Genomic DNA, 23,276 nt, shown 5'->3' with positions numbered 1-23,276 from the left:
GAATTGCTCACCGAGGGGGCAATGAATAGCGAATGTATTTTACGATTATTTTGGTTATCGCAGCCTTCGTCTATTTCCTGTTAATTTTACCGACCCAATGGCTGAAGGTGGAACGGGTTCGCTACGCTTGCGGGCTTGGCACTCGCGTTCTGCAGATCAGCGACCTCCATGTCGAGAAGCTCCGGATCAGTGCGGAAAGATTGACCCGACTCATTCAGGAGGAAGCTCCGGATTACATCGTTCTCACTGGTGACTTTACGCAAAAATCCCGGTATTTATCTAAGGTGCAGCAGTACGCCCAAGCGATTGCCAAACCCGGCATCCCCGTCTATGCCGTATTGGGGAATCATGATCATCGCCTGCACCTCTCTGCCCTCAAGCAGCTGATCCGGATTCTCGAAAATGCGGGTATCAACGTACTCATCAATCAGTCCATAGCCTTAGATACGTTTCAAATTGTCGGCGTTGATGATTTTGGCAGCAAGAAAAGCGAGGTTGAAGCCGCATTCGAAAACGCCGCCCCCAACAAACCGATCCTGGTCCTGACACACGATCCTAATCTTATCCCTTGCATTCAACACAAGTATACCTACCTGATGGCCGGCCATTTCCACGGTAAGCAATTCAATGTGCCCTTGTTGTTCCGCTTGTTAAATAAGGGAAGGCTTGCAGCCGCCGGCATTTACAAGGGAATGCATTCCGGGACCTATGGCCGGTTCTATATCTCCAAAGGGATCGGTCAGGCCGGAATCAATGCCCGGTTCCTGGTCCGCAGCGAAGTGACTCTGCATGAACTCGATTAAGTCATTTGGACGGTCTGGAATGTGTTGCCGTGCACATCCGCACCTGATTTTCTCTGTGCCTTACCTGACTTGCGCTCCCTGCTCTTGTCTGCCTGCTTTAAGGCTCAGTATAAAACATATGAACAGGACGAGGAAAGCGAGCGCATACGGGTAGTTGATGTCGACGTCGAACAAAAATCCCGCCACGATCGGGCCGACAATATTGCCGAGACTCGTGAATGCCGAATTCAGGCCGGCGACGTAGCCCTGCTGATCCTCGGCGACCATCGACATCTGGGTACCGATTGCGGGCCGCAGGATATCGATTGCCAGAAATACGATGAAAGTGACGGCGAAGATGATCCAGAATTTGTGGACGAACAGTGTCAGCAGAATAAACACGCCGGCGAAGAGAAGACAGACCGAGATGACCCGGCTCTCCCCGAACCGCTTCAAAATCCAGCTGAACGCCGTCAGTTGCACGACCGCGCCGGCGATCGAGCCGAACGTGATGATAAAGGCGATATCCTTCGGCTCGAACCCGAACCTGTGGTCGACGAACAAGCCGAACACAGTCTCGAAATTCGCCAAGCCGAACGACAAAACAAAGACAATGATAAGGCTCAGGAAATACGGCTCCCTGTAAGCATATCTTAATTGGGTGAGAAGATTGGCCCGCGGTTTCGCCGCGCCCGCCGGGGCGGATGCCGCGACAGCCGCCGGCCGGGATTCCGGAAGAATGAGCAGATTGATGCAGGCCGCAAGCACGCCCGCAATCGCCGCGAAGTAGAACGGCACCCGGATGCCGAACTCGGCGATATAGCCGCCGATGCCGGGGCCAATAATAAAGCCTGTCGTGATGGCCGCGTTGATATAGCCCATCCCCGCCGCGCGCTCTTCCGCCGTTGTGACGTCAGCCGCATACGCCATGACGGCCGGCATGATCATGGCCGCGCTAATACCGCCGAGCAACCGGGCGACGAACAGCAGCCATGAGGAGCTTGCGTAGCCGAACAGCCCTTCCGACAGAGCGAACAGGAGCATGCCGAAGACGATCATCCGCTTGCGTCCGAACGTATCCGACAGACGGCCCGCGAGCGGCGAGAACAGCAGCTGGGTCAGCGAGAAGGCCGCCACCAGCAAGCCTACGGTTCCCCCCGTAATGCCCAGACTCTCCATAAATTTCGGCATGATCGGGATGACCAAGCCGATTCCCGAGAAGACTAGAAACAGGTTGAACATGAGTATGAGGACGGCGCCCCGGTTTTTCAGCAATAACGTCATGATGGATGCCTCCAATTTCATAATCCTGAATATTCATTCTAGATGTTGGTGTAAAAAAAAGGCACGCCAGGCGGCTAGGCAATGCCATGCAGAAACACGTCCATGGCCAGCCGGTAAGCCGCCAGCGCTTCTTCCCGTTCCATTCTGCGCGTATGCTGATTGAGTCCTAACATAAGACTGTCCAGGATGATGGCCAACCCGGTGACGTTGGTCAATTTGATCTCGCCGCTATCCACGCCCCGCTGCAGCAGCTGCCGATTGAAATCAATATAGCCCTGGACCATCTCGTTCAGGCGTTCTTCGATATCCGATGCCTTCTCCGCGTTGTTGAAAAACTCGTCGACGGCTTTGGTCAGCGGATGGTTCAGCTGATCGTGGGCGAGATGCTCCGCGATTCCGTACAATTTATCGAACGTCGTCGGGTATAGCGCCTCCTTGGCCAGCCAAGTCTCCTCCCACTCGCGGTTCCATTCCTCGATCAGATACAAGAACAAGCCCTCCTTGCTCTTGAAATGGTAGTAAATGTTTCCCGCGCTGCAGCCTGTCGCCTTCACGATCTCCTCGATGGCCGTAGCCTTGTAGCCCTTCTGCACGAACAACGCCCGGGCCGCGTCGGCGATCCGCTTCTTAGTCTGTTCCGTTTGCTGCTGCTTTTTGTTCAATTAACTCTCACCTCGATAGCGATTTCCGCACGCTTTCACCCTGCCGGACCGCCACAAAATACTGAAGATATATTCAGTATAAACGTTGATCTCTGAGCTGGCAAACGTTGCCCCCGACATAACCCAGCTTTCCATATTGCGGAAATGGAATCAATAGGTCTTGTTCTTCTGTTCTGCAGTTAAACTATTTGGAATTTTCCCCTTGACTCAGCAAGACTGAAACCTTATGGTATATCTATTCAATAATTTAATTGAATAGTTGAGGTGTGATCTGTTGTGGTCATGGAGCGCATGTGGAAGGACCGGTTGTATCAGGAATTTGCACGAATCGGCAAATGTCTATCCAGTCCCAAACGCTTGGAATTACTTGACTTGCTGTCCCAAGGTCCCAAATCTGTCGATCAACTCGCCAAGATAACCGGGATGAGTGTTGCGAATGTATCCCAACACCTGCAAACGTTACATGAATCGAGGCTGGTTCGTTCCCATAGACAAGGGAACTTTGTGATCTACGAAATCGCCGAACTCTCTGTGGCCGATTTCATGCTGTCCTTACACCGTATTAGCGAAAAGCAATTGGTAGAGGTGCAGAAGCTGAAAACGGAAATCATGCAAAATCATGCGAGTTTGGAGCCTATAGCTTTGGAAGAGCTCCTCGATCGGATGGCGAAGGGAGAAGCGGTATTGGTGGATCTTCGGCCGCAAGACGAGTATGAATCGGGGCATATTCCAGGCGCGATATCGATACCTATGGAAGATCTGGAGAACCATCTGGCCTCCCTGCCTGCGGATAAAGAAATTGTCGCTTATTGCAGAGGCCCGTATTGTATCATGTCCGCCCAAGCCGTTGAAATCCTTAAGAATAAGGGATTTAAGGCATCTCGTCTGGAAGAAGGCGTAATCGAATGGAAACGATATGCTGAAGAAAGGGTGATTCTAAGCGATGACGCACGAATCCCAAGTAAAGGACACATCGATTCGCCGCTACATTGATGCGCCGGAGCTGCAAAAGAAGCTGTATACGCGTTCCCTGCTTATCGTAGTCTTATCTCAAATATTTGGAGGCGCGGGTCTTGCCGCCGGTGTAACCGTCGGCGCACTTCTTGCGCAAGAGATGCTGGGTACGGAAAGCTTTGCGGGTGTTCCCGCGGCCTTGTTCACCCTCGGTTCCGCTGCGGCTGCCTTGCTGGTAGGCCGGTTATCCGAGCATTACGGCCGCAGGTTAGGGCTTGGAGCCGGGTTCTTCGCCGGAGGCGTCGGGGCACTCGGAGTCATATTGGCTGCGGTCAATAACAGCCTGCCTCTTTTGTTCGTCTCGCTGCTGATTTACGGTGCAGGCGGGGCAACAAACTTGCAAGCCCGTTACGCCGGAACCGACCTGGCTATGCCTCATCAGCGGGCAAAAGCGATTAGCACGGCCATGGTTTCGACGACACTAGGCGCAGTTGCCGGCCCTAGTATGGTGGATGTTACAGGTCATTTTGCGGCTTTCATTGGGATTCCGGCGCTCGCAGGTCCGTTTATTCTGGCCGCAGCGGCTTATTTTCTGGCAGGAACGGTCTTCTTGATTCTCCTTCGTCCCGATCCCTATGTCGTTGCAAAGGCTGTGTTTGCGTCAAAACAAGCAGGGGCACAAACTCAAGCGAACGCTGAAGGAAAAAGAGTGCCCCAAACCAGCAAGAACGGCCTGATCGTCGGAGCGACCGTCATGATCTTAACCCAGATCGTGATGATTGCCATCATGACAATGACCCCGGTCCACATGAAGCATCACAGCCATAGCTTGGGAGATATAGGGCTCGTCATTGGCATTCATATAGGCTCCATGTACTTGCCTTCGCTCGTCACGGGGGTTCTGGTTGACAAAATCGGTCGTACCGCCATGTCTATTGCTTCTGGCGGCGTTCTGTTGCTTGCGGGCATTACAGCCGCAGCAGCCCCTGCGGATTCGATGCCGGTACTCATTGTCGCTCTATCGCTGCTTGGCATCGGTTGGAATTTCGGCTTAATCAGCGGGACAGCGATCATTGTTGACGCTACGGATCCGACAACACGCGCAAAAACGCAAGGAACGATTGATGTGCTGATTGCACTTGCCGGCGCCTCGGGCGGTGCGCTGTCCGGCATCGTTGTAGCTCACTCAAGCTATGCGACGCTGTCGCTTGTTGGCGGAGGACTCGCCCTCTTGCTGATCCCGGTTGTTATATGGTCTAGAAGAAAAGCAAATGTACCGGCGGGAGAACAAGCTGATCATTCCGACTCATTTTCCGCCTGACTCAACGCTGCGCTGTAGTAAAGGTGAACGTATGTGTGCGCCTGCCCGCTTCAACAGTCACTTTCACCTTGCGGCCCGGGTAAAATGGCTGCTCCGGTGTAAAGCTGATGCCGTACGGAGAGGCGGCGGTTGCTCCCGGGGTGTGAAGATCGGGCTCGTCCGCGTAATCGATTCGCATCCCCATGCTGTCATAGCTGCCCTTCCATGCAACGGATATCTCCGTATGAAGCGGTACATTCTCCGCACCGTCCGCAGGGCTGATCGAGGCGATCCAATTGCGGTTCTGATACTCGTCCCAGCCCCATACCGCTCCGATCACAGCCAGCAGCACGGCGGCAAAGGAAAGCCATCCTCTCCGGCTTAGCTTAAGCCCCGGCTCTAGCCCTCCGCGCAGGGCCTTGCCGGCAGCCACCATGGCAGTTACAGCGATAAGTCCAATCCAACTATGCAGAGCTATGCCTATAGCCATGCCAAGCGCTTCCCACGGCATCCAATGTCGAGTGAAGGCACCGCCGTAAAGAAGCCACATCAACAGTGCCGGCACTTGTGCTAGAATTAATAGCGACATCCCGACGAAGGATAAGAGGAGCAAAGCCTTCTGGATCCGGACAGGGGACAGCTTGATCGCTGTGGCTCCGGCAATGGATGCCGCTCCGCCGATCATGGATAACACTCCCCAATTCCCGATTTCCGCTTCTTTCACATCTCCGAGGATGTACCAGGGGAAACTGGGATAGAACAGGCAGCCTATTAAGAAACTGCTGAAACCTGCGAGATAAACCATCGAAACCGGCCTTTTGGTAAATGGCGGCAAAGCCTACAGCCCCTTCCCACATTATGGCTATCATCTCCTGTTGACGCTGTGTGCCGGGGGAAGGTTGCAGCCGCCGCGGGAAATAAGCGGAATACCTGGATTTTCCCCGGTTGAAAATGTAACATTGGGACAAAGGATGAGAATGCGAAAGGATGATGGACCGTGGACCCTTCTTACAAAGAGAAGGCCGTGTCGTTTCTGCAGATGGTGGCAGCGGGGAATGTGCGCGAGGCTTACCGAAGCTATGTAGCTCCGGATTTCCGCCACCATAATCCGTATTTCCGCGGCGATTCCGAGTCGCTGATGCTCGCGATGGAAGAGAATGCGGCCAAAAATCCGCACAAAACCCTCGAGGTCAAACATGCCATCGAAGAGGGTGACATCGTTGCGGTTCATTCCCATGTCAAACAAAATCAAGAGGATCTTGGGGGAGCTGTGGTACATATCTTCCGCTTCCATGACGATCTCATCGTCGAATTATGGGATGTGGGTCAGCCGATCCCGAAGGATTCCCCCAATGAGAACGGGATGTTCTGATGACAATCAAGGCTGCCGCGGTCAACGGCAGCCTTGTTATTTTTCCGCTGCTTACCCTTTCACCGACCCGCCGAGCAGCCCGCGCACGAAAAACTTCTGCAGCCCGAAGAACACGGCCAGCGGCATCAGCATCGACACGAACGCGGCGGACGTCAGCAAATGCCAGTCGTTCCCGCGCGAGCCGACCATATCGGCGATCCGCATGGACAGCACCTGAACGTCCGGCTGCGAGCCGATGAATACGAGCGACACCAAGTAGTCGTTCCATACCCACAGAAACTGGAAGATCGAAATCGACGCCAGCGCCGGAACCGATAGCGGCAAGATTAACCGCGTAAAAATCGTAAAGTTCGACGCACCGTCCATAAACGCCGACTCGAACAAATCTTTCGGCAGCCCGGCAATGTACGTGTACATGAAGTAAGTCGTCAGCGGCAGGCCGAACGCGGTATGGGCGATCCAGATCCCCAGGTAGGAGCCGTTAAGACCGAGTGCCGTATAATCCTTCAAAATCGGAATCAGCGCGACCTGCAGCGGCACGACCAGCATCATGATGACGATGACGAACAGCGGACGGCGTCCCGGAAACCGCAGCCACGCGAAGGCATACGCCGCGAACGTGGCGATCAGAATCGGGATGATCGTCGCCGGCACCGATACGGTTAGCGTATTCAGGAAGGAGCGCGACAAATTCGTTCCCTTCTCGGTCTTCGTCGAGCCGTCCGGCAGCTTGATCTCGTACGTTTTCCCGCCAAGCACATTCCCATAGTTATCCAGCGTAAAATTCGTGTTCATCTTAATCGACGGCTTCAGCACGTTCAGCGTGCGCGCCCGGCGATTTTCCCACATGATCCTCCGGCCCTCGTCCACCGTCACCCCTTCCGTCAGCTGCTCGTTCGTGTACGTCTTCCCTTCGAACGGAATCGGCTGCGTCAGATCGAGGTCCTTCGGCAGCTGGATCGTCTCCGCCTTGCTCCAGTCCTTGTGCGGGAACACTGTCCACCAGCCGCTTTGCAATATGTCCGCAGCCGGGCGGAACGACGATACGAGCAGACCGAGCGTCGGGATGAGCCACAGCACACAGATGAAGCCGAGCACGAGGTTGACGATCCAGCGGCCCTTGCTCTTCGCGCGTTTCGCTCTCGCTCTCGCCATGCTAGAACCCCCCTTCCCGTTTCAGCTGCCGCAGGTTGAACCAGATGACCGGAATGACGGCGATGAGCAGCACAATCGCCAGCGTCGAGCCGAATCCGAAGTTGCGGTACATAAAGAACTGCCGGTAAAATTGCGTCGCCACGACCTCCGTATCGTATTGGCCGCCCGTCATGATCATGACCACATCGAAAATTTTCAGCGTGAACACCACGATCGTCGTCGTTACCGACAAAATTGTTGCGGAGATGAACGGAATGATGATGCGGAAGAAAATGCCGATTTCCGACGCCCCGTCGATGCGGGCCGCTTCCAGCATATCCTCGGGAATTCCTTTGATCGCCGCGGAGAAAATGACCATCGCAAACCCCGTCTGCATCCAGATGAGAATGACGATCAGGAACAAATTGTTCCACGGCTGATTCATCGCCGTCCAAGCCATTGGCTCGACGCCGAACTTCGTTACGATGGCATTCAGCAGGCCGATCTGCGTCTGCCCCGGCTGATAGTAGTAAATAAATTTCCAAATGACGCCCGCAGCGACCATGGAAATTGCCATCGGCATGAACACAATCGCCTTCGCCAGCCGTTCGAACGAGCTCCGGTCCGCAAGAATGGCGATCAGCAGTCCGAAGCCGACGCATGCCGCCGTTCCGAGCACGACCCACATCAAGTTGTTGCGCAGCGCTACCAGCAGGAGACGGTTCGTGAATATCGCCGCGTAATTGGCAAGTCCGACGAAGTTTTCCGAGCCTGCATCCAGAAAGCTGAGGTACAGCGTGCGCAGAGTCGGCAGCAGCAGAAGCCAGCCGAGCAGCAGTACGGCAGGACCAACGAATACATACGGCAGGATGCGCCGGCGCCAGCGGTCCGGGTACTGCTCGGCCATCCAGTTGAACGAGAGATAGACGGTATACATGCCGCCTACGCCCCAGACGATGGCGAGCAGCGCATAGATCGGCGAAGGCAGCTCGGCCGTTCGCAGAAACTGAAAGATCGCACCGTGGACAATCACGTTAAGCAGCGGCACACCGGCAGTGACGAGAATCAGCCACAGCGGATTTACGGTCTTACGCGTCGCGGTCGACTCCATGCTTATTCCCCCTGGAAACAAGAGGAGCCCGGGGCGCTGTTGCCCGGGCGTGCCCTCTCGTTGTTTGATGTAGCCGGATTCCGGCATATCGTCATGGATTACTTTTTGTTCCAGCCCGCCTGAATCTCCTCAAGCGCCTTGTCGAGATCGACAGTGCCGCTGACGTAGTCCGTCATGCCTTTCCAGAACGTGCCTGCGCCTACGGAGCCCGGCATCAGATCGGAGCCGTCGAAGCGAAGCGTCGTTGCGTTCTTCACCAGGTCGCCCATCCGGCGGTCCACATCGCTCGTATACCATTCCGGCTTCGCATCGTTCATCGGCGCGATCACGCCGCCGGATTGCACCCATGTCTTGATGGACTCGCCGGTTGTGAAGAACTGCAGCACGGCGCGAACCTCCGGACGATCGTTGAACGCTGCATAGATATCGCCGGCGACGAGGACGGGGCTGCCATACTTGGCGTCGATCGGCGGCAGATAGAACCAGTCGTAGTCGGTGCCGGCCTTGGCCGTGTTCGGGAAGAACGACGTAATGAAGTTGCCCTGGCGGTGCATCCATGCCTTCGGCGGGTTATCAAACATCACCTTTGGCGCGTCGCCGAATGCAGTCGTAACGATCGACTTGCGGCCGCCGTAGACGAGGCTGTCGTCCAGCCAAATTTCAGCCATCTTCTGAACGGCGTTCTTCACTTCAGGCGATGTGAACGGCAGCTCGCCCTTCACCCACTTGTCGTAGTTTTCCGGCGTCGTCGTACGGAGCATGATATCCTCGATCCAGTCGGTCGCCGCCCAGCCTGTCGCTGCGCCGGACTCAATGCCGATCGCCCACGCTTTGTCGCCGTCCTTGGCGATTTGCTTGGAGAGCGCAATCATTTCGTCCCACGTCTTCGGCACCTTATAGCCCGCTTCGTCAAACTGCTTCTTCGGATACCAGACGAGCGACTTCACATTGGAGCGGTTCCAGATGCCGGCCATAATTTTCCCGTTCGTGCTTTCCATCGTCGCCATATCCAGCCAGCTTGCGTTGTAGTTCGCCTTCAGCTTGGCAGGGTCCATCAGCTTATTTACATCAAGCACTTTGCCCTTCTTCACGAAAGAGGCAAGCAGACCCGGCTGCGGGAAGTCGGCGATATCCGGGGCATTGCCGCCGTCGACGCGGATCGAGATCGTCGCTTCGAATTCTTTGGAGCCCTCGTATTGAATATCGATGCCGGTCTTCGTCTCGAACTCTTTAATGCTGTTCTCGAATTTTACTTGGTCGGCGTCCGTGAACGGACCGAACATCGTCACTTTTTTGCCCTTGAAAGCACCCGCCATCGCCTGATCCAGCTCAGATCCGGAAGCGGCGGGCTTCGCCGGTTCTGTAGAAGCGGCCGGGGTTTCCGTCTTCGTGCCGGCCGTATTGCCGCCGCCGGCGCTCGGCGTTTCCGTCTTGGCACCGCCGCTGCATGCAGTGAATACGAGCGTTGTCGCCACAAGTGCGGAAGCGACTGCAAAGCGATTTTTCTTCGATGGACTCATGTTTGATCTACCCCTTTATTTTGGATGGATAAAGTGCAAATCACCATATACCTTAATCCTCAATGAATGTCACGCCCGGAAGCAAGCGGTTTGCGTGAAGTACGCGGCAGCGGGATCACCTCCTTGCAGCATGCGGATTGTGCCGTGAAGCGTCTCATGGCTGATAATCCAGATATGTAACAAAAATATTTGAAAAGCTTTTCAATTTTTTCAGACAAGTGGTAACGCTCTCAATTTGAATGGATTGTGCCGACGCATCCCCTGCTGCACCTATCCGATCGGTGCGGAGCCTGTTGATTGCCTAACGATGATTTCATGCGGCAAATATTCGCGAAGATTCGAAGCAGGCTCGCCGCGAATTAACCCATCCAGCTTCTCAACGGAGCGATAGCCGATCCGGTACGCCGGCTGTGCGACCGTCGACAGCTTCGGAATCGTCATCTGCGCCATCCGGATGTTATCAAAGCCCATGACCGATATTTGTCCGGGACAGGCGATATGGTGATCGTGCAGGTAAGACAGAACGCCCATCGCGAATTCATCCGAAGCGGTGAAAATCGCCGTGATGCCGGGAAATTGCCGCAGCAGCTGTGCGGCCGCATCATACGCTTCGTCATGCCAGTGCTGGGCGTAGATGACCTGCTTGCCGCTGGCCTCCAGGCCGTGCTCCCGCAGCGCGCGCTGAAATCCTTGCAATCTCGGCAGTCCCGCAATCGGATCGGTGAGCCCGAACGAAATCATGCCGATGCTGCGATGGCCTTGCGAGATCAAGTAGCTGACGGCATCGTAGGCGGCAGCCTCATCGTTAATCTTGACCGACGGCAGCTCGTATTCGAGCGAATGCGTCGATACAAGCACAATCGGCGTGCGGTAGCAGCGCATTTCCTGATAATAATCCGGATACACGACCTCGCTTGCGAACAGGATGCCGTCCGCGCGTTTCTCGTTCAAGCTTTCGAAGTAAGAGAACAGCCGGTGCTTGTCGTGATCCGTATTGCAGATCATCAGGCTGTACCCGAGCGTCTTCGCCGCATCCTCCATGCCGCGAATGACGCCGGCGTAGTAAGGATTTTGAATGTCGGGGATAATCACGCCGAGCGAATTCGTTTTACGGTAAATGAGTCCTCGCGCCAGCCCGTTCGGTTGGTACTGCAGCTGCTCGATCGCCTGCTGAACCTTCTCGCGCTTGCTCGCCACGACGGATTCCGGAGTGTTCATGACGCGGGAGACTGTGCTGATGGACACGCCGGCCAGCTTGGCGACATCACGGATGGTCGGTTTCACAATAATACGGCACCTTTCTTGAAAACCTTTTCACAATATTGATTATAGGAGATAGCGCTTTCATTTTCAATAGGTTTTGGAAAATTTAATCTCTGCCCGTTCGCTTAAGATGGCGTGGAAGAGCCGCCCTAAGGTGCAAGGCAGCACATCTTCCGTCGCCGCAAATCAAAACGCTTTGTAAATCCGTTCGCATTCGCCCGCGGTCGGCTGATAGAAGCAATGCCTCTTGAATCGTCCGACATGCGGCTGGTTATACCAGTATTGCGGGCATACGCCGCTGCCCGGCCGGAAATACCACAGGCTGAATTTGGACGGCCACAGCCGCTCGCCGTTAATTACCCGGCGGGCAAGACGCCTTTCTTTGTCACGAGGAGCCTGATAAAAATAACCGTGAATAACCGCCTCGAAAGCATGCGGCTGATACACCATTTGCGGAATGGTGCGGATCCCCTTGAAGTCCGAACAGTCCGCCCGAATTCGATTAATCCCGACATTGCCGACCATCAGCATGCCCTGCTCGCCTTCGCCTTCCGCCTCCGCTCGAAGCAAGCGCGCCATCAAATCTACGTCCCGCGCCCTTGCCTTAACGACTGCCATACGTTCACCCCGCAATCCCGGTACTACTTTAGTTTATTGGGTATGCAGGTTGTTTCATGTCATTTTCCTTACGACTCTTGATTTTACTGTATAAGCAATAGCCGTTTTTGCCCGATTCCTTCACGTGATACATGGCGCGGTCGGCGTGATTCAGCAGCGTGTCGACATCGGTGCCGTCTTCAGGGAAAACGGCGATGCCGATGCTCGGCGTTACGGACAGCTCTGCGTCCCCATAAGCAATCGGATCGCCCAGCACCGTGAGCAACCGATCGGCGAGCTTCGTCACATGCCCCGTGTCGGATACGGAGCCGATCAGCACCGTGAACTCGTCGCCGCCCATCCGGCCTGCCGTATCGTCGGCACGCACCGCCGCTTTCAATCTGGAGCCGATCGTATGCAGCACCTGGTCTCCGGCAGCGTGTCCGTACGTATCGTTAATATGCTTAAAGCCGTCAAGGTCGATCCAGATCACGGCAAACCGGTTACCGCCTACGTTTGCGGAGATCAGCGAGCTTCGCAGCCGTTCCTGGAATAAGCGGCGGTTCGGCAGCTCGGTCAACGCATCGTAGAAGGCCATATAATTGATCGTCGTCAGCGCTTCGCGGTGGGATGTTATATCTTTGGCAATACAATAGATGCCGACGACTTCACCGTCGACGAGAATCGGCAGCAGCTTGACCGTCAGCTCGACCCGGCGGCCTTGCTTGTTCTTCAGGGCCGTATCAAACTGCTGGGCCCCGCTGCCTTTCGCTTCCAGGAACAGCTCCTGGAAGAGCGTGTGGTCCTCAGGCACGATCAAGTCTGCGAGCGCCTTCCCCAGCAGCTCTTCGCCAGCATAGCCGGTCATGCCTTCCGCAGCCCGATTGACGTCGGTCATCCTCCCGTCAAGGGACAGGGACAGCGTCGCATCGGAATTTTGCTCGAACAGGGACCGGAAGCGCTGCTCGCTCTCTCTCAGCTGGCGCTCCGCCTTCTTTCGCGCCGAAATATCCCGCACGATACACGCGTAGGAGACGACAGTCCCCTGCGCGTTGCGTATCGCAGCTATCGTCTCGCTGGCGCTGAAGACCGAGCCGTCCTTACGGCATCTTAGCGCATCGTCGTCGATGAAGTTCCATTCCAGCCTGCGCAATTTGTCTTGAAATTCCGGCCAAGCCTGCTCGCCGATCGTCGGCAGCCGTCGGCCGATCATTTCGGCTGCCTTCCAGCCGAACACCGTCTCCGACGTCCGATTCACATAGATGACGATATTGTTCATATCGCATACGATAAAAGCAACCGTCGCATTATTCGTGAGCGCCTCCACCATGCCGTAGGCAAGCTGGAGCTCCTCGTCCTGCTGGCCTTCCCCCGCCGTACCGTGCAGACGCTGAAGCCATCGATTCATGTTATCACTCCCACAGCCTGCTGCTGCTGCTCCTCACTCAGCAGAAGGACGATATCTTCCGCCTTGACGGCGTGACTGAACAAGTACCCTTGGGCGACATCGCAATTCCAGGAGCGGCACAGCTCCAGCTGTTCGGTCGTCTCGACCCCTTCAGCGACGACCTTCATCTGTAAACTATGCGCCAGTTTTACCATAGCCGCTACTATGGCTGCATCCTCATCTTTACTGGCTATATCGCGAATAAACGATTGATCGACCTTGAGCGAGTCGACCGCAAATTTCTTGATATAACTGAAAGAGGAGTAGCCGGTACCGAAATCGTCAATGGCCAGCTGCAGACCGAGCCGCTTCAGCTCTCCGAGCGTATGGATGACCGAAGCCTCGTTAAACATGGCGACGCTTTCGGTAATTTCCAGTTCCAAGTAGCGCGCGTCGAGCTGCGTCTCCTCGAGAATACGGCGTATCGTCTCCACCAGATCCTGCTGCTGGAACTGCAGCGCCGATAAGTTGACGGATACGCGAATCGGAGGCAGGCCGCTCAGCTGCCATTGTTTGTTTTGGCGGCAAGCTTCCTTCAGGACCCAGGCGCCGAGCGGCACGATCAGCCCCGTCTCCTCGGCAAGCGGAATGAACCGGGACGGAGGCACAGGACCAAGCTCGGACTGGTTCCAGCGCAGCAGCGCTTCAACACCATGGATCCGGCCGGTCTGCACGTCCATCTGGGGCTGATATTTCAGCTCCAGCTCGTTAAGCTCGAGAGCCCGCCTCAGCTTGCTTTCCAGCTCCAGCTTCTCCAGAACGGCGTCGCTCATCTGCGGATGGTAGAACTGATAATGGTTCGCCCCCAGCTTCTTCGCCCGGTACATCGCCATATCGGCGTACTTCATCAACGTCTCTCCGTCATCCGCATCGGTCGGGTACAGGCTGACGCCGATGCTGGCGGTCACATACAGCTCGTGGCTCTCGATCGTGTAAGGAAGCGACACCGAGGAGATGATCTGCCCGCACAGCTCGGACAGCTCCTGCGTGTCGTCAACCAGGGGGACCAGTACGGCGAATTCATCGCCGCCTAACCGGAACGCCGTCCCATGGCCGGCCATATAGCCGTTCAGCCGGCTTGCGAACGTCCGCAGCAGCTGGTCCCCTGCCGTATGACCAAGCGAATCGTTAACGTTCTTGAAGCGGTCCAGATCGAGATAAAGCATGGCGAATTTTCGACCGCCGGACCGCGCCACGGACAGCTCCTGCTCCAGCTGATTCAAGAACTTGCGGCGATTGGGCAGCTCCGTCAGCGGATCGAAATAAATCAGCTCCTCCAGCTGCCGCACCATGCTGGAGAACGATCGGCTCAGGTCGCCGATTTCGTCCTGGGCCGGATGCTCTTCCACCTTGGTCAGACGGCCGGCGGCAACCGCTTGGGCTTGATCGGCAAGCGTCTTGACCGGTTTCGTAATATGGCGTGTCAGCCGGTCGTTCGACAAGTACGCAATCCAGATCAGCATCATGACGCCGAGCGCACAAAACCATATGATCCCCTTGATCTCGGACTCCAGCGTCGACGTGTGGTGCTCGTATAACGCCTGAACCAGCCTCTGAAGATTGAATAAGTCATTCAGTATGCCTGCGGTCCGGATGGACTGCCGGTTCGAATCGACTTGATCCTGCAAGGCCATCGCCGTCTTGGCCGATGCTTGCAGATCGTTCCATTTGGCTTCTGCAGCGGCAAGAAGGCCCATGATTTCTTTAGCTTCATCAGACCTCACTTGCCCGGTGCTGTCGAGGTGCTCGAGAATTTTTCGCAGCTCGCCCATCACCTGCCCGCTGCGCTCCAGCTGCTGTCTGGCCTCGGCCTCACTCCCGAAGGTAATGTTAAAGGCATAGTGATTGAGCGCCTGCTGGGTAAGAACGATAGATGATTCGAGCCGTTGAACGGTCACTATTGCGGCAACGTTATCCTTGTCCGAAGCTTGCATATCGAGCATCTTGACGAGAATGAATCCGACCAGCAGCGCCGCCAGCAGTAACGCCACCATCGTATGCATCAATAATTTTGTACGAAGCTTCATTCCATGCCCTCCTTACCGCTCTGCGGTTTCCGGCTTCGCACCGGACAACAGCGGCTCCGTAAGGCGATCCCATATTTCCCGTTCCTGCGGACTGAGCGGGGACAGGCGAAGCGGAGCGAGGCTGACGCCGTTATCGCGCAAACCGAGCCGAATATGTTTCTTAGTCAGGCTGCCTTCCTGCACGAACGATCGCACGGCAACGTACAGGCCTACGTCGATATGCTTCAGCATGGAAGTGAGTACGGACCGCTCCGCTATGGTAAATTGGTCGCTGTCGACTCCGATGCTGTACACCTTGGCTTCTTCGGCATATCGCAGTACGCCGCTGCCCGTCAAGCCTGCCGCTGCATACAGCACGTCGGCCCCCTGATCGATCAGCGTCCGGGCCAGCCTCCTGCCCTGCTCCGGATCGCCGAAGGTATCGCCATAGAGTCCCAGCACCTTGACTTTCGGATTGGCTGCGCGAGCTCCTTTCTCAAAGCCTTCTTCGAATTTATTAATGACCGGAACGTCAATACCGCCAATAAAGCCGATCGTATTGGTGCTTGTTTTGAGGCCTGCCACAATGCCCGCCAAGTAGCTGCCCTCCTCCTCCTTGAACGTAAGCGTGGACACGTTCGGAAGCTCCGACGTCTCGTCGACCAGCAGGAACGGCACGGCAGGATATCGGACGGCGACCCTTTCCAAACTGGTCTTGGAACTGAAGCCTACCGCTACGACCAGGTCGCAGCGGGCCTCAATGAGCTCCAGCAGGCCTTGCTCGTAGACGCCCTCGGACGGCGGCTCGCGGTAGTCGAAGACGATCCCCAGCTCGTCCCGCGCCCGGGTTAAGCCGCGAAATGCGGCATCGTTGTAAGATTGATCGCCGAGCCCGTAGTCTGCCAGCATCAGTCCGATTTTAAGCGGTTTCCCGGTCGGTTTAGGCTTGGTATAGGGCAGTGCGGAGCATGCGGTAAGCATCCATACGGACAGTGCCAGCAAGATTACAAAAGGCAAACAGCGGCTAAATCTCATAACTAATAGTTCCTTTATACTAGTTTTGGTTGATTGCGAAGTCCCTGATGCCGAATCTTTGGTACCATTATAGCGAGAGTCGGTAAATGGACATGACGATTTTCTTAAGGATTTTGTAAATTTTTGTCGTAAACCTTCCGTCGCCCCGCATTGCTTCCTTGCCTGCCGCCCACTATGATAGAGATGAACCTATTTTCTGTCCGGGGAAGGAGCTGCCGGAGCATGTCCATACCTGCACCGCAATTCGCCAGACCTCCTTGCTAATCTGCTGAAGCTTACCGTTCCCGTGCCCCTCCGGGTCGAATTGCCCGTTCCTGAAGCAATCGTACCGATACGGAGAGGAGCTTGTCCTATGAATGTGAAGAATAATGTTCGGCTGCTCTATGCATGCCGGTTTTTTCAGAGCCTGATTCCTGCTTACGTGATCGAGCGGCTGTTCTGGGAGCAGCGAGGCATGACGATCCCGATGGTCGTCTATACGGAATTGATTTTCGCCGTAACCGTGATGCTGCTGGAGGTTCCTACCGGCATTGCCGCGGACCGCTTGGGGCGGAGGCGTCTGCTGATCTTGAGCGCGCTGATGGGCTGCTTTGAATTTGTCATTCTGGTGTATGCTTCGCAATTTTGGCATTTCGCCGCTGTCGTCGTCATCGCCGGAATCGCGCGCTCGGCGGCCAGCGGAGCGGAGAACGCCCTGCTGTACGATACGCTTCTGCAGCATGGTCAAGAAGCGAGATTCGAGCGCCATCTCGGCCGTATGCAGGCGATCGACCTTACAGCCGCCGTCTTGGCCGCACTGTGCGGGAGCTTGCTGGCCAGCCGCTTCGAGCTTGAGCTGAATTACTGGATCTCGGCCTGCGCCGCAGGAATTGCGCTATGCGTTACTCTGCTTCTTGCCGAACCGCGTTCGGCCGTGTCCGGCGAAGCCGCCGAACCGGCGGCCGTGGGCTGGGGGCTGGCCTGGACCGTGCCGCTGCGCTTCTTCCGGAAGAATCCCGGCGTGCGCAGCGTAGTCCTGTGCGGAATCGTCGCCGGCGCTGCGATGAGCTATATTTATGAATTTTGGCAGCTGTACTTGGAGCGTCTGAATATCGAGATTGCTTATTTCGGACTCGTTTCCGCCGTATTGATGCTGATTCAGCTGCCGGGCAGCATCTTCGCCCATCGGCTTAAAGGCCGAATTCGCTATCGGACTTTACTGACCGGCATCATTGCCGTGTTCGCGGCAGGGTTCCTGTATGCAGCATGGGCGAAGGACATAACCGGGCTGGCTGCGATGATGCTCGTCTGCTTCGTATCGGGCTTGCTCGAGCCTCTTACGGCCGGCTATCTGCATCACCGGATCGATTCCTCGCTGCGGGCTACGGCCGATTCCTTCCAATCCTTAGGGGAGAATGCCGTGCTTATGCTGTCCGGGCTAGGCTTTGGCTACATGTCTTCGCGTTACGATATTTTCGGGGGATACGGCTGGATGGCCGCGGTATGCGGCGCTTGGCTGATCTATATGATCGCGGCGGGCGGCAGGAAAATCGAAGACTAGCTATTAACAAACAAGGAAGCAGTTTGCCGCGGCAAGCTGCTCCCTTGCTTGTTTAATCATCGGTGCTGTGAAGACTCCAATCAAATCCACCACTCACATAAAGTCAATTCCGGCTGGGAGGGGAAATATGTATATGGTAATGCTAGTTTTATCCACAAAAAGGATTATTATGTAATTCACTGGCAATCCAATTAGGAAAATCGGAGGCAGTTACATTAGATTCTTTTTGCTTTGGCGGTTTGATACCAGAAAAGCCTGCATACATACAGGAATCTCTCGAACAGCCAAATGTCGAGGCTAGATTCCTGCGAATCTGCAGGCATTTGAAGTCAGAACATCCATAACCGCCCCTACGCAGCAAAGATTCCTGTACATTTACAACCCTTCGTCTCTGTTAGCCGGTGAATGATCAAAATATCTGCACTCTCGCATTAATATTTTGAAGAAAAGACCCAGTCAGCTCCGTTCCAATCGGTAATGATTATTTTTTACCGTCCTCGTTCTAGGCTAGCCAGCCACTTCTCAGCGTACCAGGAACCAATGGAGAATATAATGGCTGTCGCTGTGTAACAGCAATAGAACAAGCTTGCTTCTTTAGAAAATGGATTCAGCAGCAAATACAGACTCAGAGGGAGGAAAGCTCCACCCATCGCAATAAAACCGGGGATTAGGAAAAGGAAGGTTTGAACAATCAGAGAGGGCCGGCAGACCGCCCGTAAGAATAAGATAACGGCAATATAAATTGGGACAACAAAGAAAAAGTAAGGCAATCCGATCCATACCCAAATCAAATGAGCATCGCTACCCATTCCTTGGTTATAGAAAAGTCCCAATGCCCCTAAGTAACATAAAACACCGGTAAAATAACTAATTACGCTGATCAACAAATACATAAGCAGGCGTTTAACCAAGTTTGGCGTCCCCCCCCCCCGTCATGCAGAGGAAGAGCCTACATATGCCGCTTCCCCGGCTACCTCGTTTGTTACTTAGTAGTCTAGCATAGGAGCATTCCCTCCGATACAGGTATCTCATTCCACTCGAATCATATCCATAAACGTCCGCAGCGGCTGTGAGATCCACTTCTTGGGCCGCAGGCCCAGCAGCAAATCCAGCCGAATTGCAGGATGTCGTATAGGAAGTACAGCCAGCTCGCCGCGCCGTATTTCTTCCTCCGCCGCCATGCGCGGCAGAACCGAAACGCCTGAGCCTGCCGCCAAGCACCGCTTGATCGCCTCCGGATTGCCGAGTTCCAGCGCAATCCGGTATGGGATGCCTTCGTCTCGCAGCACACGCTCTAGCATCGAGCGGTAATTACAACTTTCTTCAGCCATAATCCATTCGCTGTTTGAAAGGTGTTCCAGCATAACGAGATCGGACGCCCTCAGCGCTTCAGCTGGATTTGCGAGGAACACCAGCGGCTCCTCCCGGATCGTAGTCCATTGCAGAGCCGAATCGGGGGGGCCATTTTCAAGCAAAAGACAAACATCCTGCTCCCCTTCCTTTACCCGGTCGATCATCGTCTGCTCACGGCCGGTCACGATGCGGATGGAAAGTTCGGGGTAACGCGCCCTTAGCGGCTGAATGATCGCCGGCAGATAGTACGACGCGATCGAGTCAATTGTGCCGATCGTCAGCGTCCCGCCGCTCTGTCGCGCCAGACTCTCTCTCGACAACTGGTGGAGTTCAAGCATTTGCAGCGCGATTTTCAGCAATTCGTCGCCCGCGCTCGTCAGGCGCAGCCCTCTGCCGGATCGCTCGAACAGCTTGACATCGTAGTATTGCTCCAGTTTCTGCATCTGCATCGTGACGCTCGATTGCGCGTAACCGAGTTCCGCCGCCGCTCGCGTAAAGCTCCGTTGGAGTGCGACAGCGCGAAAAGTATGGAGATAGGTCAGGTCCATGGCTCCCACCATTATCATTATTTTTGATTTTGTTTATCACCTATTATAGATAACTGTTATGTTCGTTGCGATGGTAAACTGTCCTCAGTTGAAAAATAATCTAGTTTCTATAGGCGGTGGACATATGCTTCATGTAGAAAATCTAAAGGGTATTTTCGTTCCGGTCGCAACCCCGTTCACGCAGGACGGCGAGATTGACTTGGCTTCGTTCATTCATTATCTCGAGGAATTGCTGCGGCATCCGATACAAGGAATTGTGCTTAACGGAACGACCGGCGAAGCGCCGACGGTGGAATGGGCGGAGGTCGAAACGTTGTTTCATGCCGCGCGGACTGTCATCCGAAGGCTTGGCATTTGTATGCCTATTATCGTCGGGACCGGCACCAACGACACGAGAACGACAATAAGACGGACGGAGGCCGCTGGCAAATGGGGGGCGGATGCGGTTCTGGCTGTCACTCCGTATTACAGTCGTCCGTCCGCAGATGGCGTATATCGACACTTCAAGGCTGTTGCACATACCGGAGTTCCCCTCGTCGCTTACGAGGTGCCGGAGCGGACAGGGATTCGGGTGCCGGTTGACACGATGGTGCGGATCCTTGAACTCGACGGCGTGATCGGACTGAAGGACGCTTCGGGTGGTTTCGAATTGGTCAACGCTTTGGCAGGCCGTTCGGCGAAGCCGATCCTGGCCGGCTCGGACGACCTATTCGCTGCGATGCTCCGCTATGGCGCAAGCGGCGGCTTGTTGGCATCGGCGCATGTCCGGACGGAGGCGTTTCTGGAAGTATACCGGCTGGCAGAGGAAGGCCGATACGATGAGGCGGAAGCGGCCTTTAGCAAGCTTCTGCCGCTAATCCGCCTGCTCTTCCGGGAGACGAATCCCGCTCCAATCAAGTGGGTGCTCGCGCAGGCCGGCCTCTTCGCCTCCGATGCGCTGCGGCTGCCGCTTACACCAATCACCCAAGAACTTCAGAAGGAGCTGTCAGCCTTCTTGGCTTCTCCATGATGGAGGCCTTCCCTTTTCCGAATTCCGGATGGGGGAAGGCCTTCCTTTATTTGCCACCCCCCGAAAACTTTCCAGACCGCCGAAATTTTGTATCGAAATCATCCATTGGGTTTATTTAACAGTATCAATCAACGAGGAGCGAAGAACATGAAACGGTATCTCCCTATGAAGAAGCTGCTTGCAGCAACATTGGCCCTTTCGCTGGCGATCGGAACGGGCACGACGGCGTTTGCGAAGGACGGCAAAGGCAACAACAAGGACAACGATCACGACAACGGACGGCATCTCGGTCAAATCAAGCTGGATTTCAAGGACCTGCAAAGCAGCGACTTCGAATGGGCGCTCCGCTATATCGCCGAGCTGGCGTCCCGCCGCGTATTCGAAGGCTACTCGGACGGCACGTTCCGGCCGAACGAGAGCGTATCCCGCATAGAAGCGATCACAGCGGCGGTTCGCGTCATGGGCTTGCGCGAGAAGGCCGAGTCCGCCGAGGAAATGCAGACGAAGCTGAATTTCAAAGATGCGGCACTCGTGCCTGCCTGGGCAGTCGGCTACGTCGCCGTCGCTGTAGAGAACGGATTGTTCTCGGAGACCGATTCATTTGTCAATCCGCAGCAGCCGGCCGACCGGCTGTGGGCCACGACGCTGCTGGTCAAAGCGCTCAAGCTGCAGCAAGAAGCGGAAGCCAATATGAACGCCACGCTTCCGTTCAAGGATGCGAAGAGCATTCCGGCCGGCTCCGTCGGCTATGTCAAGGTCGCCATCGACAAGAAGCTCGTCGACGGCTTCGAGGATAACACGTTCCGCCCGAATCAGCCGGTCACCCGCGCGCAGATTGCAGCGCTGCTGACACGTGCCGGCGAGCAGCTGCCGGGGAATGCCGACGGGCTGTACACGGGAACCGTAAGCGCCCCTGTGTCCGGCAGCGTGCTGGCGGTCAGCCAGAACGGTCAGACGACCAGCCTAACGCTGGACGCGAATGCATTCATTTACCGTAACGGTGCCAAGGTCGGCTCTTCCCAGCTGCAGGTCGGCGATGTCGTGAGGGTGCGCGTATATAACAACCTTGTCATTTTCGTTGAAGTTACCCGAGCGGCCGGCACGAACCAGAATCCGAATCCGGTACCGGCTGCGGGCGTGCGGAACGGGACGGTAGCGGCCGCTGTAAACGGCGGCGTGCTGACACTGCTGAGCGGCGGCACGACCGTTGCTTTGCCGGTGAACGGCAACGCGCTGTACTTCCGCGGCGGCACGCAGGTGGGCGCTTCAAGCCTGCAGGTTGGCGACGTCGTTACGACTCGTTCCTATAATAACGCTGTCGTATACGTGGAGGTCACACAGCCGGTCGGAAGCACATCGACGCCTTCCTACAGCCGAAGCTTCACCGCAACCGTAACGGCTCCGGCTTCCGGCGGCACCATCACCTACGTCGCCGACGGCCAACAAGGCGTGATGTCGCTCAGCAGCGGCGCGTTCATCTATCGCAGCGGCGTACAGACGGATGCATCCGCATTGCAGGCCGGCGACGTGGTGACCGTGTACGCTTATAACAATACAGCCGCTGTCGTTGAGGTCAGGCAGACGGCTTCCACCGTTCCCGCTACGGGCAAAGGCGATCTCTCCGGAACCGTCGTCGGCTACGCGCAGAACAACGTCATCGCTGTGAAGAGCGGCGACAAGACGTACAAATTAACGTTCCACGCCAACGCTTTCGTATATCGGGGCGGTGTGCAAACCGCCGCCGGGGCGCTGCGGCCGGGCGACACGGTAACGTTCCGTTACGTTAACGGCGTCGTGCTCATCGCGGAAGTGACGAAGGAAGCCGGCGGCGCGAACTCGGCGCAGCCTGGCGTCGCACAGCATTCCGGTCAATTCGTCTCTGCGGCAAACGGCATGCTGACGTTTATTTCGGGGACGCAAACCGTCTCGCTGCAGCGGCATACGAACAGCTTCTTCCTGCGCGGCGGCCAAGTGGTAAGCGCCGATGCCCTCCAAGCGGGCGACATCATCACTGCGCGCGTTTACAATAACTTCGTGATCTTGACGGAAGTAACCTCCATGTCCAACAGTCAAAGCTCCGTCGTCTCCGGTACGTTCCAAAGCTCGACGTTGAACAATAGCGGCAAAATCGCCACGATCGCTATCATCAAGTCAGGCGAGAGCGCCACGACCGTTTACCAGGCGGCTTCAAACGTCACCATCACCGGCAATACCGGCAATCTCGTGCAGAACCGTCCTGTCGTGCTTCAAGTGACCAACAACGTCGTAACGGGCATCATCATTCAATAATTCGGCTCGGGAAAATAAACCAAACAGGCTATCGAAATGACTCGATAGCCTGTCAAGAGGGCATAACCGC

20 protein-coding genes are annotated in these 23,276 nt (G+C 55.7%); 7 read left to right on the top strand and 13 right to left on the bottom strand.

Annotation, left to right across the window (positions count from 1 at the left end):
• Positions 1–32: 32 nt before the first annotated feature.
• Positions 33–803 carry a metallophosphoesterase gene (locus tag ACFFK0_RS14685; RefSeq protein WP_377471010.1) on the top strand — a complete coding sequence of 257 codons (771 nt, stop codon included), beginning with the start codon at positions 33–35 and terminating at the stop codon, positions 801–803.
• A 60-nt stretch (positions 804–863) separates the two neighbouring features.
• Here the strand turns inward: ACFFK0_RS14685 and ACFFK0_RS14680 are convergent, their stop codons facing one another.
• Positions 864–2,066, bottom strand: coding sequence for an MFS transporter (locus ACFFK0_RS14680; protein ID WP_377471009.1), 1,203 nt, complete (start codon positions 2,064–2,066; stop codon positions 864–866).
• 74 nt (positions 2,067–2,140) lie between these two features.
• Positions 2,141–2,728, bottom strand: a complete 588-nt coding sequence (locus ACFFK0_RS14675; protein WP_377471007.1) for a TetR/AcrR family transcriptional regulator — start codon at positions 2,726–2,728, stop codon at positions 2,141–2,143.
• 282 nt (positions 2,729–3,010) lie between these two features.
• Here ACFFK0_RS14675 and ACFFK0_RS14670 point away from each other — a divergent pair, with 282 nt between their 5' ends.
• Positions 3,011–3,721 (top strand): ArsR/SmtB family transcription factor, encoded by a 711-nt coding sequence (locus tag ACFFK0_RS14670; protein WP_377471069.1) that lies wholly within the window; start codon positions 3,011–3,013, stop codon positions 3,719–3,721.
• Complete coding sequence (locus tag ACFFK0_RS14665) at positions 3,672–5,003, top strand: MFS transporter (protein ID WP_377471006.1); 1,332 nt, start codon at positions 3,672–3,674, stop codon at positions 5,001–5,003. Before ACFFK0_RS14670 ends, ACFFK0_RS14665 begins: the two co-directional genes overlap by 50 nt.
• Before the next feature lies 1 nt (position 5,004).
• Here the strand turns inward: ACFFK0_RS14665 and ACFFK0_RS14660 are convergent, their stop codons facing one another.
• The gene (locus ACFFK0_RS14660; protein WP_377471004.1) at positions 5,005–5,667 is read right to left on the bottom strand and encodes a hypothetical protein; all 663 of its coding nucleotides are present in this window, start codon (positions 5,665–5,667) and stop codon (positions 5,005–5,007) included.
• Between the two features lie 312 nt (positions 5,668–5,979).
• Here ACFFK0_RS14660 and ACFFK0_RS14655 point away from each other — a divergent pair, with 312 nt between their 5' ends.
• A complete protein-coding gene (locus tag ACFFK0_RS14655; protein ID WP_377471002.1) occupies positions 5,980–6,354 on the top strand; it encodes a nuclear transport factor 2 family protein in 375 nt (124 codons plus the stop codon).
• A gap of 51 nt (positions 6,355–6,405) precedes the next feature.
• Here the strand turns inward: ACFFK0_RS14655 and ACFFK0_RS14650 are convergent, their stop codons facing one another.
• The 8 genes from ACFFK0_RS14650 to ACFFK0_RS14615 form a co-directional block, all read right to left on the bottom strand.
• The gene (locus ACFFK0_RS14650) at positions 6,406–7,509 is read right to left on the bottom strand and encodes a carbohydrate ABC transporter permease (protein ID WP_377471001.1); all 1,104 of its coding nucleotides are present in this window, start codon (positions 7,507–7,509) and stop codon (positions 6,406–6,408) included.
• Position 7,510: 1 nt separating this feature from the next.
• The gene (locus tag ACFFK0_RS14645; RefSeq protein WP_377471000.1) at positions 7,511–8,599 is read right to left on the bottom strand and encodes a carbohydrate ABC transporter permease; all 1,089 of its coding nucleotides are present in this window, start codon (positions 8,597–8,599) and stop codon (positions 7,511–7,513) included.
• A 98-nt stretch (positions 8,600–8,697) separates the two neighbouring features.
• Entirely contained in the window at positions 8,698–10,119 is a 1,422-nt protein-coding gene (locus ACFFK0_RS14640) for an ABC transporter substrate-binding protein (RefSeq protein WP_377470999.1), read from the bottom strand.
• A 270-nt stretch (positions 10,120–10,389) separates the two neighbouring features.
• Positions 10,390–11,403: a LacI family DNA-binding transcriptional regulator gene (locus ACFFK0_RS14635; protein WP_377470998.1), complete on the bottom strand. Its 1,014-nt coding sequence runs from the start codon at positions 11,401–11,403 to the stop codon at positions 10,390–10,392.
• 165 nt (positions 11,404–11,568) lie between these two features.
• Positions 11,569–12,000 carry a cell wall hydrolase gene (locus ACFFK0_RS14630; RefSeq protein WP_377470997.1) on the bottom strand — a complete coding sequence of 144 codons (432 nt, stop codon included), beginning with the start codon at positions 11,998–12,000 and terminating at the stop codon, positions 11,569–11,571.
• Positions 12,001–12,028: 28 nt separating this feature from the next.
• Positions 12,029–13,387 carry a sensor domain-containing protein gene (locus ACFFK0_RS14625; protein WP_377470996.1) on the bottom strand — a complete coding sequence of 453 codons (1,359 nt, stop codon included), beginning with the start codon at positions 13,385–13,387 and terminating at the stop codon, positions 12,029–12,031.
• Positions 13,384–15,453 carry a putative bifunctional diguanylate cyclase/phosphodiesterase gene (locus tag ACFFK0_RS14620; protein ID WP_377470995.1) on the bottom strand — a complete coding sequence of 690 codons (2,070 nt, stop codon included), beginning with the start codon at positions 15,451–15,453 and terminating at the stop codon, positions 13,384–13,386. The genes ACFFK0_RS14625 and ACFFK0_RS14620 overlap by 4 nt, the downstream gene beginning before the upstream one ends.
• Positions 15,454–15,465: 12 nt before the next feature.
• Positions 15,466–16,467, bottom strand: a complete 1,002-nt coding sequence (locus ACFFK0_RS14615; RefSeq protein WP_377470994.1) for a BMP family lipoprotein — start codon at positions 16,465–16,467, stop codon at positions 15,466–15,468.
• Positions 16,468–16,819: 352 nt separating this feature from the next.
• Between ACFFK0_RS14615 and ACFFK0_RS14610 the strand changes: the two genes are divergently transcribed.
• On the top strand, positions 16,820–18,007 hold the full coding sequence (locus ACFFK0_RS14610; protein WP_377470993.1) for an MFS transporter: 1,188 nt from the start codon (positions 16,820–16,822) through the stop codon (positions 18,005–18,007).
• Between the two features lie 488 nt (positions 18,008–18,495).
• On the opposite strand, the gene ACFFK0_RS14605 is transcribed toward ACFFK0_RS14610, so the two are convergent.
• The gene (locus ACFFK0_RS14605) at positions 18,496–18,918 is read right to left on the bottom strand and encodes a hypothetical protein (protein ID WP_377470992.1); all 423 of its coding nucleotides are present in this window, start codon (positions 18,916–18,918) and stop codon (positions 18,496–18,498) included.
• A gap of 117 nt (positions 18,919–19,035) precedes the next feature.
• Positions 19,036–19,908, bottom strand: a complete 873-nt coding sequence (locus ACFFK0_RS14600; protein ID WP_377470991.1) for a LysR family transcriptional regulator — start codon at positions 19,906–19,908, stop codon at positions 19,036–19,038.
• A 124-nt stretch (positions 19,909–20,032) separates the two neighbouring features.
• Here ACFFK0_RS14600 and dapA point away from each other — a divergent pair, with 124 nt between their 5' ends.
• Together dapA and ACFFK0_RS14590 are read left to right on the top strand one after the other, a co-directional pair.
• Positions 20,033–20,917 carry a 4-hydroxy-tetrahydrodipicolinate synthase gene (gene dapA, locus ACFFK0_RS14595; RefSeq protein WP_377470990.1) on the top strand — a complete coding sequence of 295 codons (885 nt, stop codon included), beginning with the start codon at positions 20,033–20,035 and terminating at the stop codon, positions 20,915–20,917.
• Positions 20,918–21,064: 147 nt separating this feature from the next.
• Complete coding sequence (locus ACFFK0_RS14590; RefSeq protein ID WP_377470988.1) at positions 21,065–23,206, top strand: S-layer homology domain-containing protein; 2,142 nt, start codon at positions 21,065–21,067, stop codon at positions 23,204–23,206.
• Positions 23,207–23,276 lie beyond the last annotated feature (70 nt).

The organism is Paenibacillus chartarius, from assembly GCF_042432825.1.
GTDB lineage: Bacteria > Bacillota > Bacilli > Paenibacillales > NBRC-103111 > Gordoniibacillus > Gordoniibacillus chartarius.
Note: the sequence above shows the minus strand (reverse complement) of the source record. Positions and strands in the feature narration are given on the sequence as shown.

Excerpts from the sequence above, each read along its gene's own strand:
- dapA (WP_377470990.1), top strand. The coding sequence starts at position 20,033 with ATGCTTCATGTAGAAAATCTAAAGGGTATTTTCGTTCCGGTCGCAACC.
- ACFFK0_RS14620 (WP_377470995.1), bottom strand. The coding sequence starts at position 15,453 with ATGAAGCTTCGTACAAAATTATTGATGCATACGATGGTGGCGTTACTG.
- ACFFK0_RS14610 (WP_377470993.1), top strand. The coding sequence starts at position 16,820 with ATGAATGTGAAGAATAATGTTCGGCTGCTCTATGCATGCCGGTTTTTT.
- ACFFK0_RS14665 (WP_377471006.1), top strand. The coding sequence starts at position 3,672 with ATGACGCACGAATCCCAAGTAAAGGACACATCGATTCGCCGCTACATT.
- ACFFK0_RS14625 (WP_377470996.1), bottom strand. The coding sequence starts at position 13,387 with ATGAATCGATGGCTTCAGCGTCTGCACGGTACGGCGGGGGAAGGCCAG.
- ACFFK0_RS14615 (WP_377470994.1), bottom strand. The coding sequence starts at position 16,467 with ATGAGATTTAGCCGCTGTTTGCCTTTTGTAATCTTGCTGGCACTGTCC.
- ACFFK0_RS14600 (WP_377470991.1), bottom strand. The coding sequence starts at position 19,908 with ATGGACCTGACCTATCTCCATACTTTTCGCGCTGTCGCACTCCAACGG.
- ACFFK0_RS14660 (WP_377471004.1), bottom strand. The coding sequence starts at position 5,667 with ATGATCGGCGGAGCGGCATCCATTGCCGGAGCCACAGCGATCAAGCTG.
- ACFFK0_RS14670 (WP_377471069.1), top strand. The coding sequence starts at position 3,011 with ATGGAGCGCATGTGGAAGGACCGGTTGTATCAGGAATTTGCACGAATC.
- ACFFK0_RS14645 (WP_377471000.1), bottom strand. The coding sequence starts at position 8,599 with ATGGAGTCGACCGCGACGCGTAAGACCGTAAATCCGCTGTGGCTGATT.
- ACFFK0_RS14630 (WP_377470997.1), bottom strand. The coding sequence starts at position 12,000 with ATGGCAGTCGTTAAGGCAAGGGCGCGGGACGTAGATTTGATGGCGCGC.
- ACFFK0_RS14590 (WP_377470988.1), top strand. The coding sequence starts at position 21,065 with ATGAAACGGTATCTCCCTATGAAGAAGCTGCTTGCAGCAACATTGGCC.
- ACFFK0_RS14640 (WP_377470999.1), bottom strand. The coding sequence starts at position 10,119 with ATGAGTCCATCGAAGAAAAATCGCTTTGCAGTCGCTTCCGCACTTGTG.
- ACFFK0_RS14680 (WP_377471009.1), bottom strand. The coding sequence starts at position 2,066 with ATGACGTTATTGCTGAAAAACCGGGGCGCCGTCCTCATACTCATGTTC.
- ACFFK0_RS14685 (WP_377471010.1), top strand. The coding sequence starts at position 33 with ATGTATTTTACGATTATTTTGGTTATCGCAGCCTTCGTCTATTTCCTG.
- ACFFK0_RS14650 (WP_377471001.1), bottom strand. The coding sequence starts at position 7,509 with ATGGCGAGAGCGAGAGCGAAACGCGCGAAGAGCAAGGGCCGCTGGATC.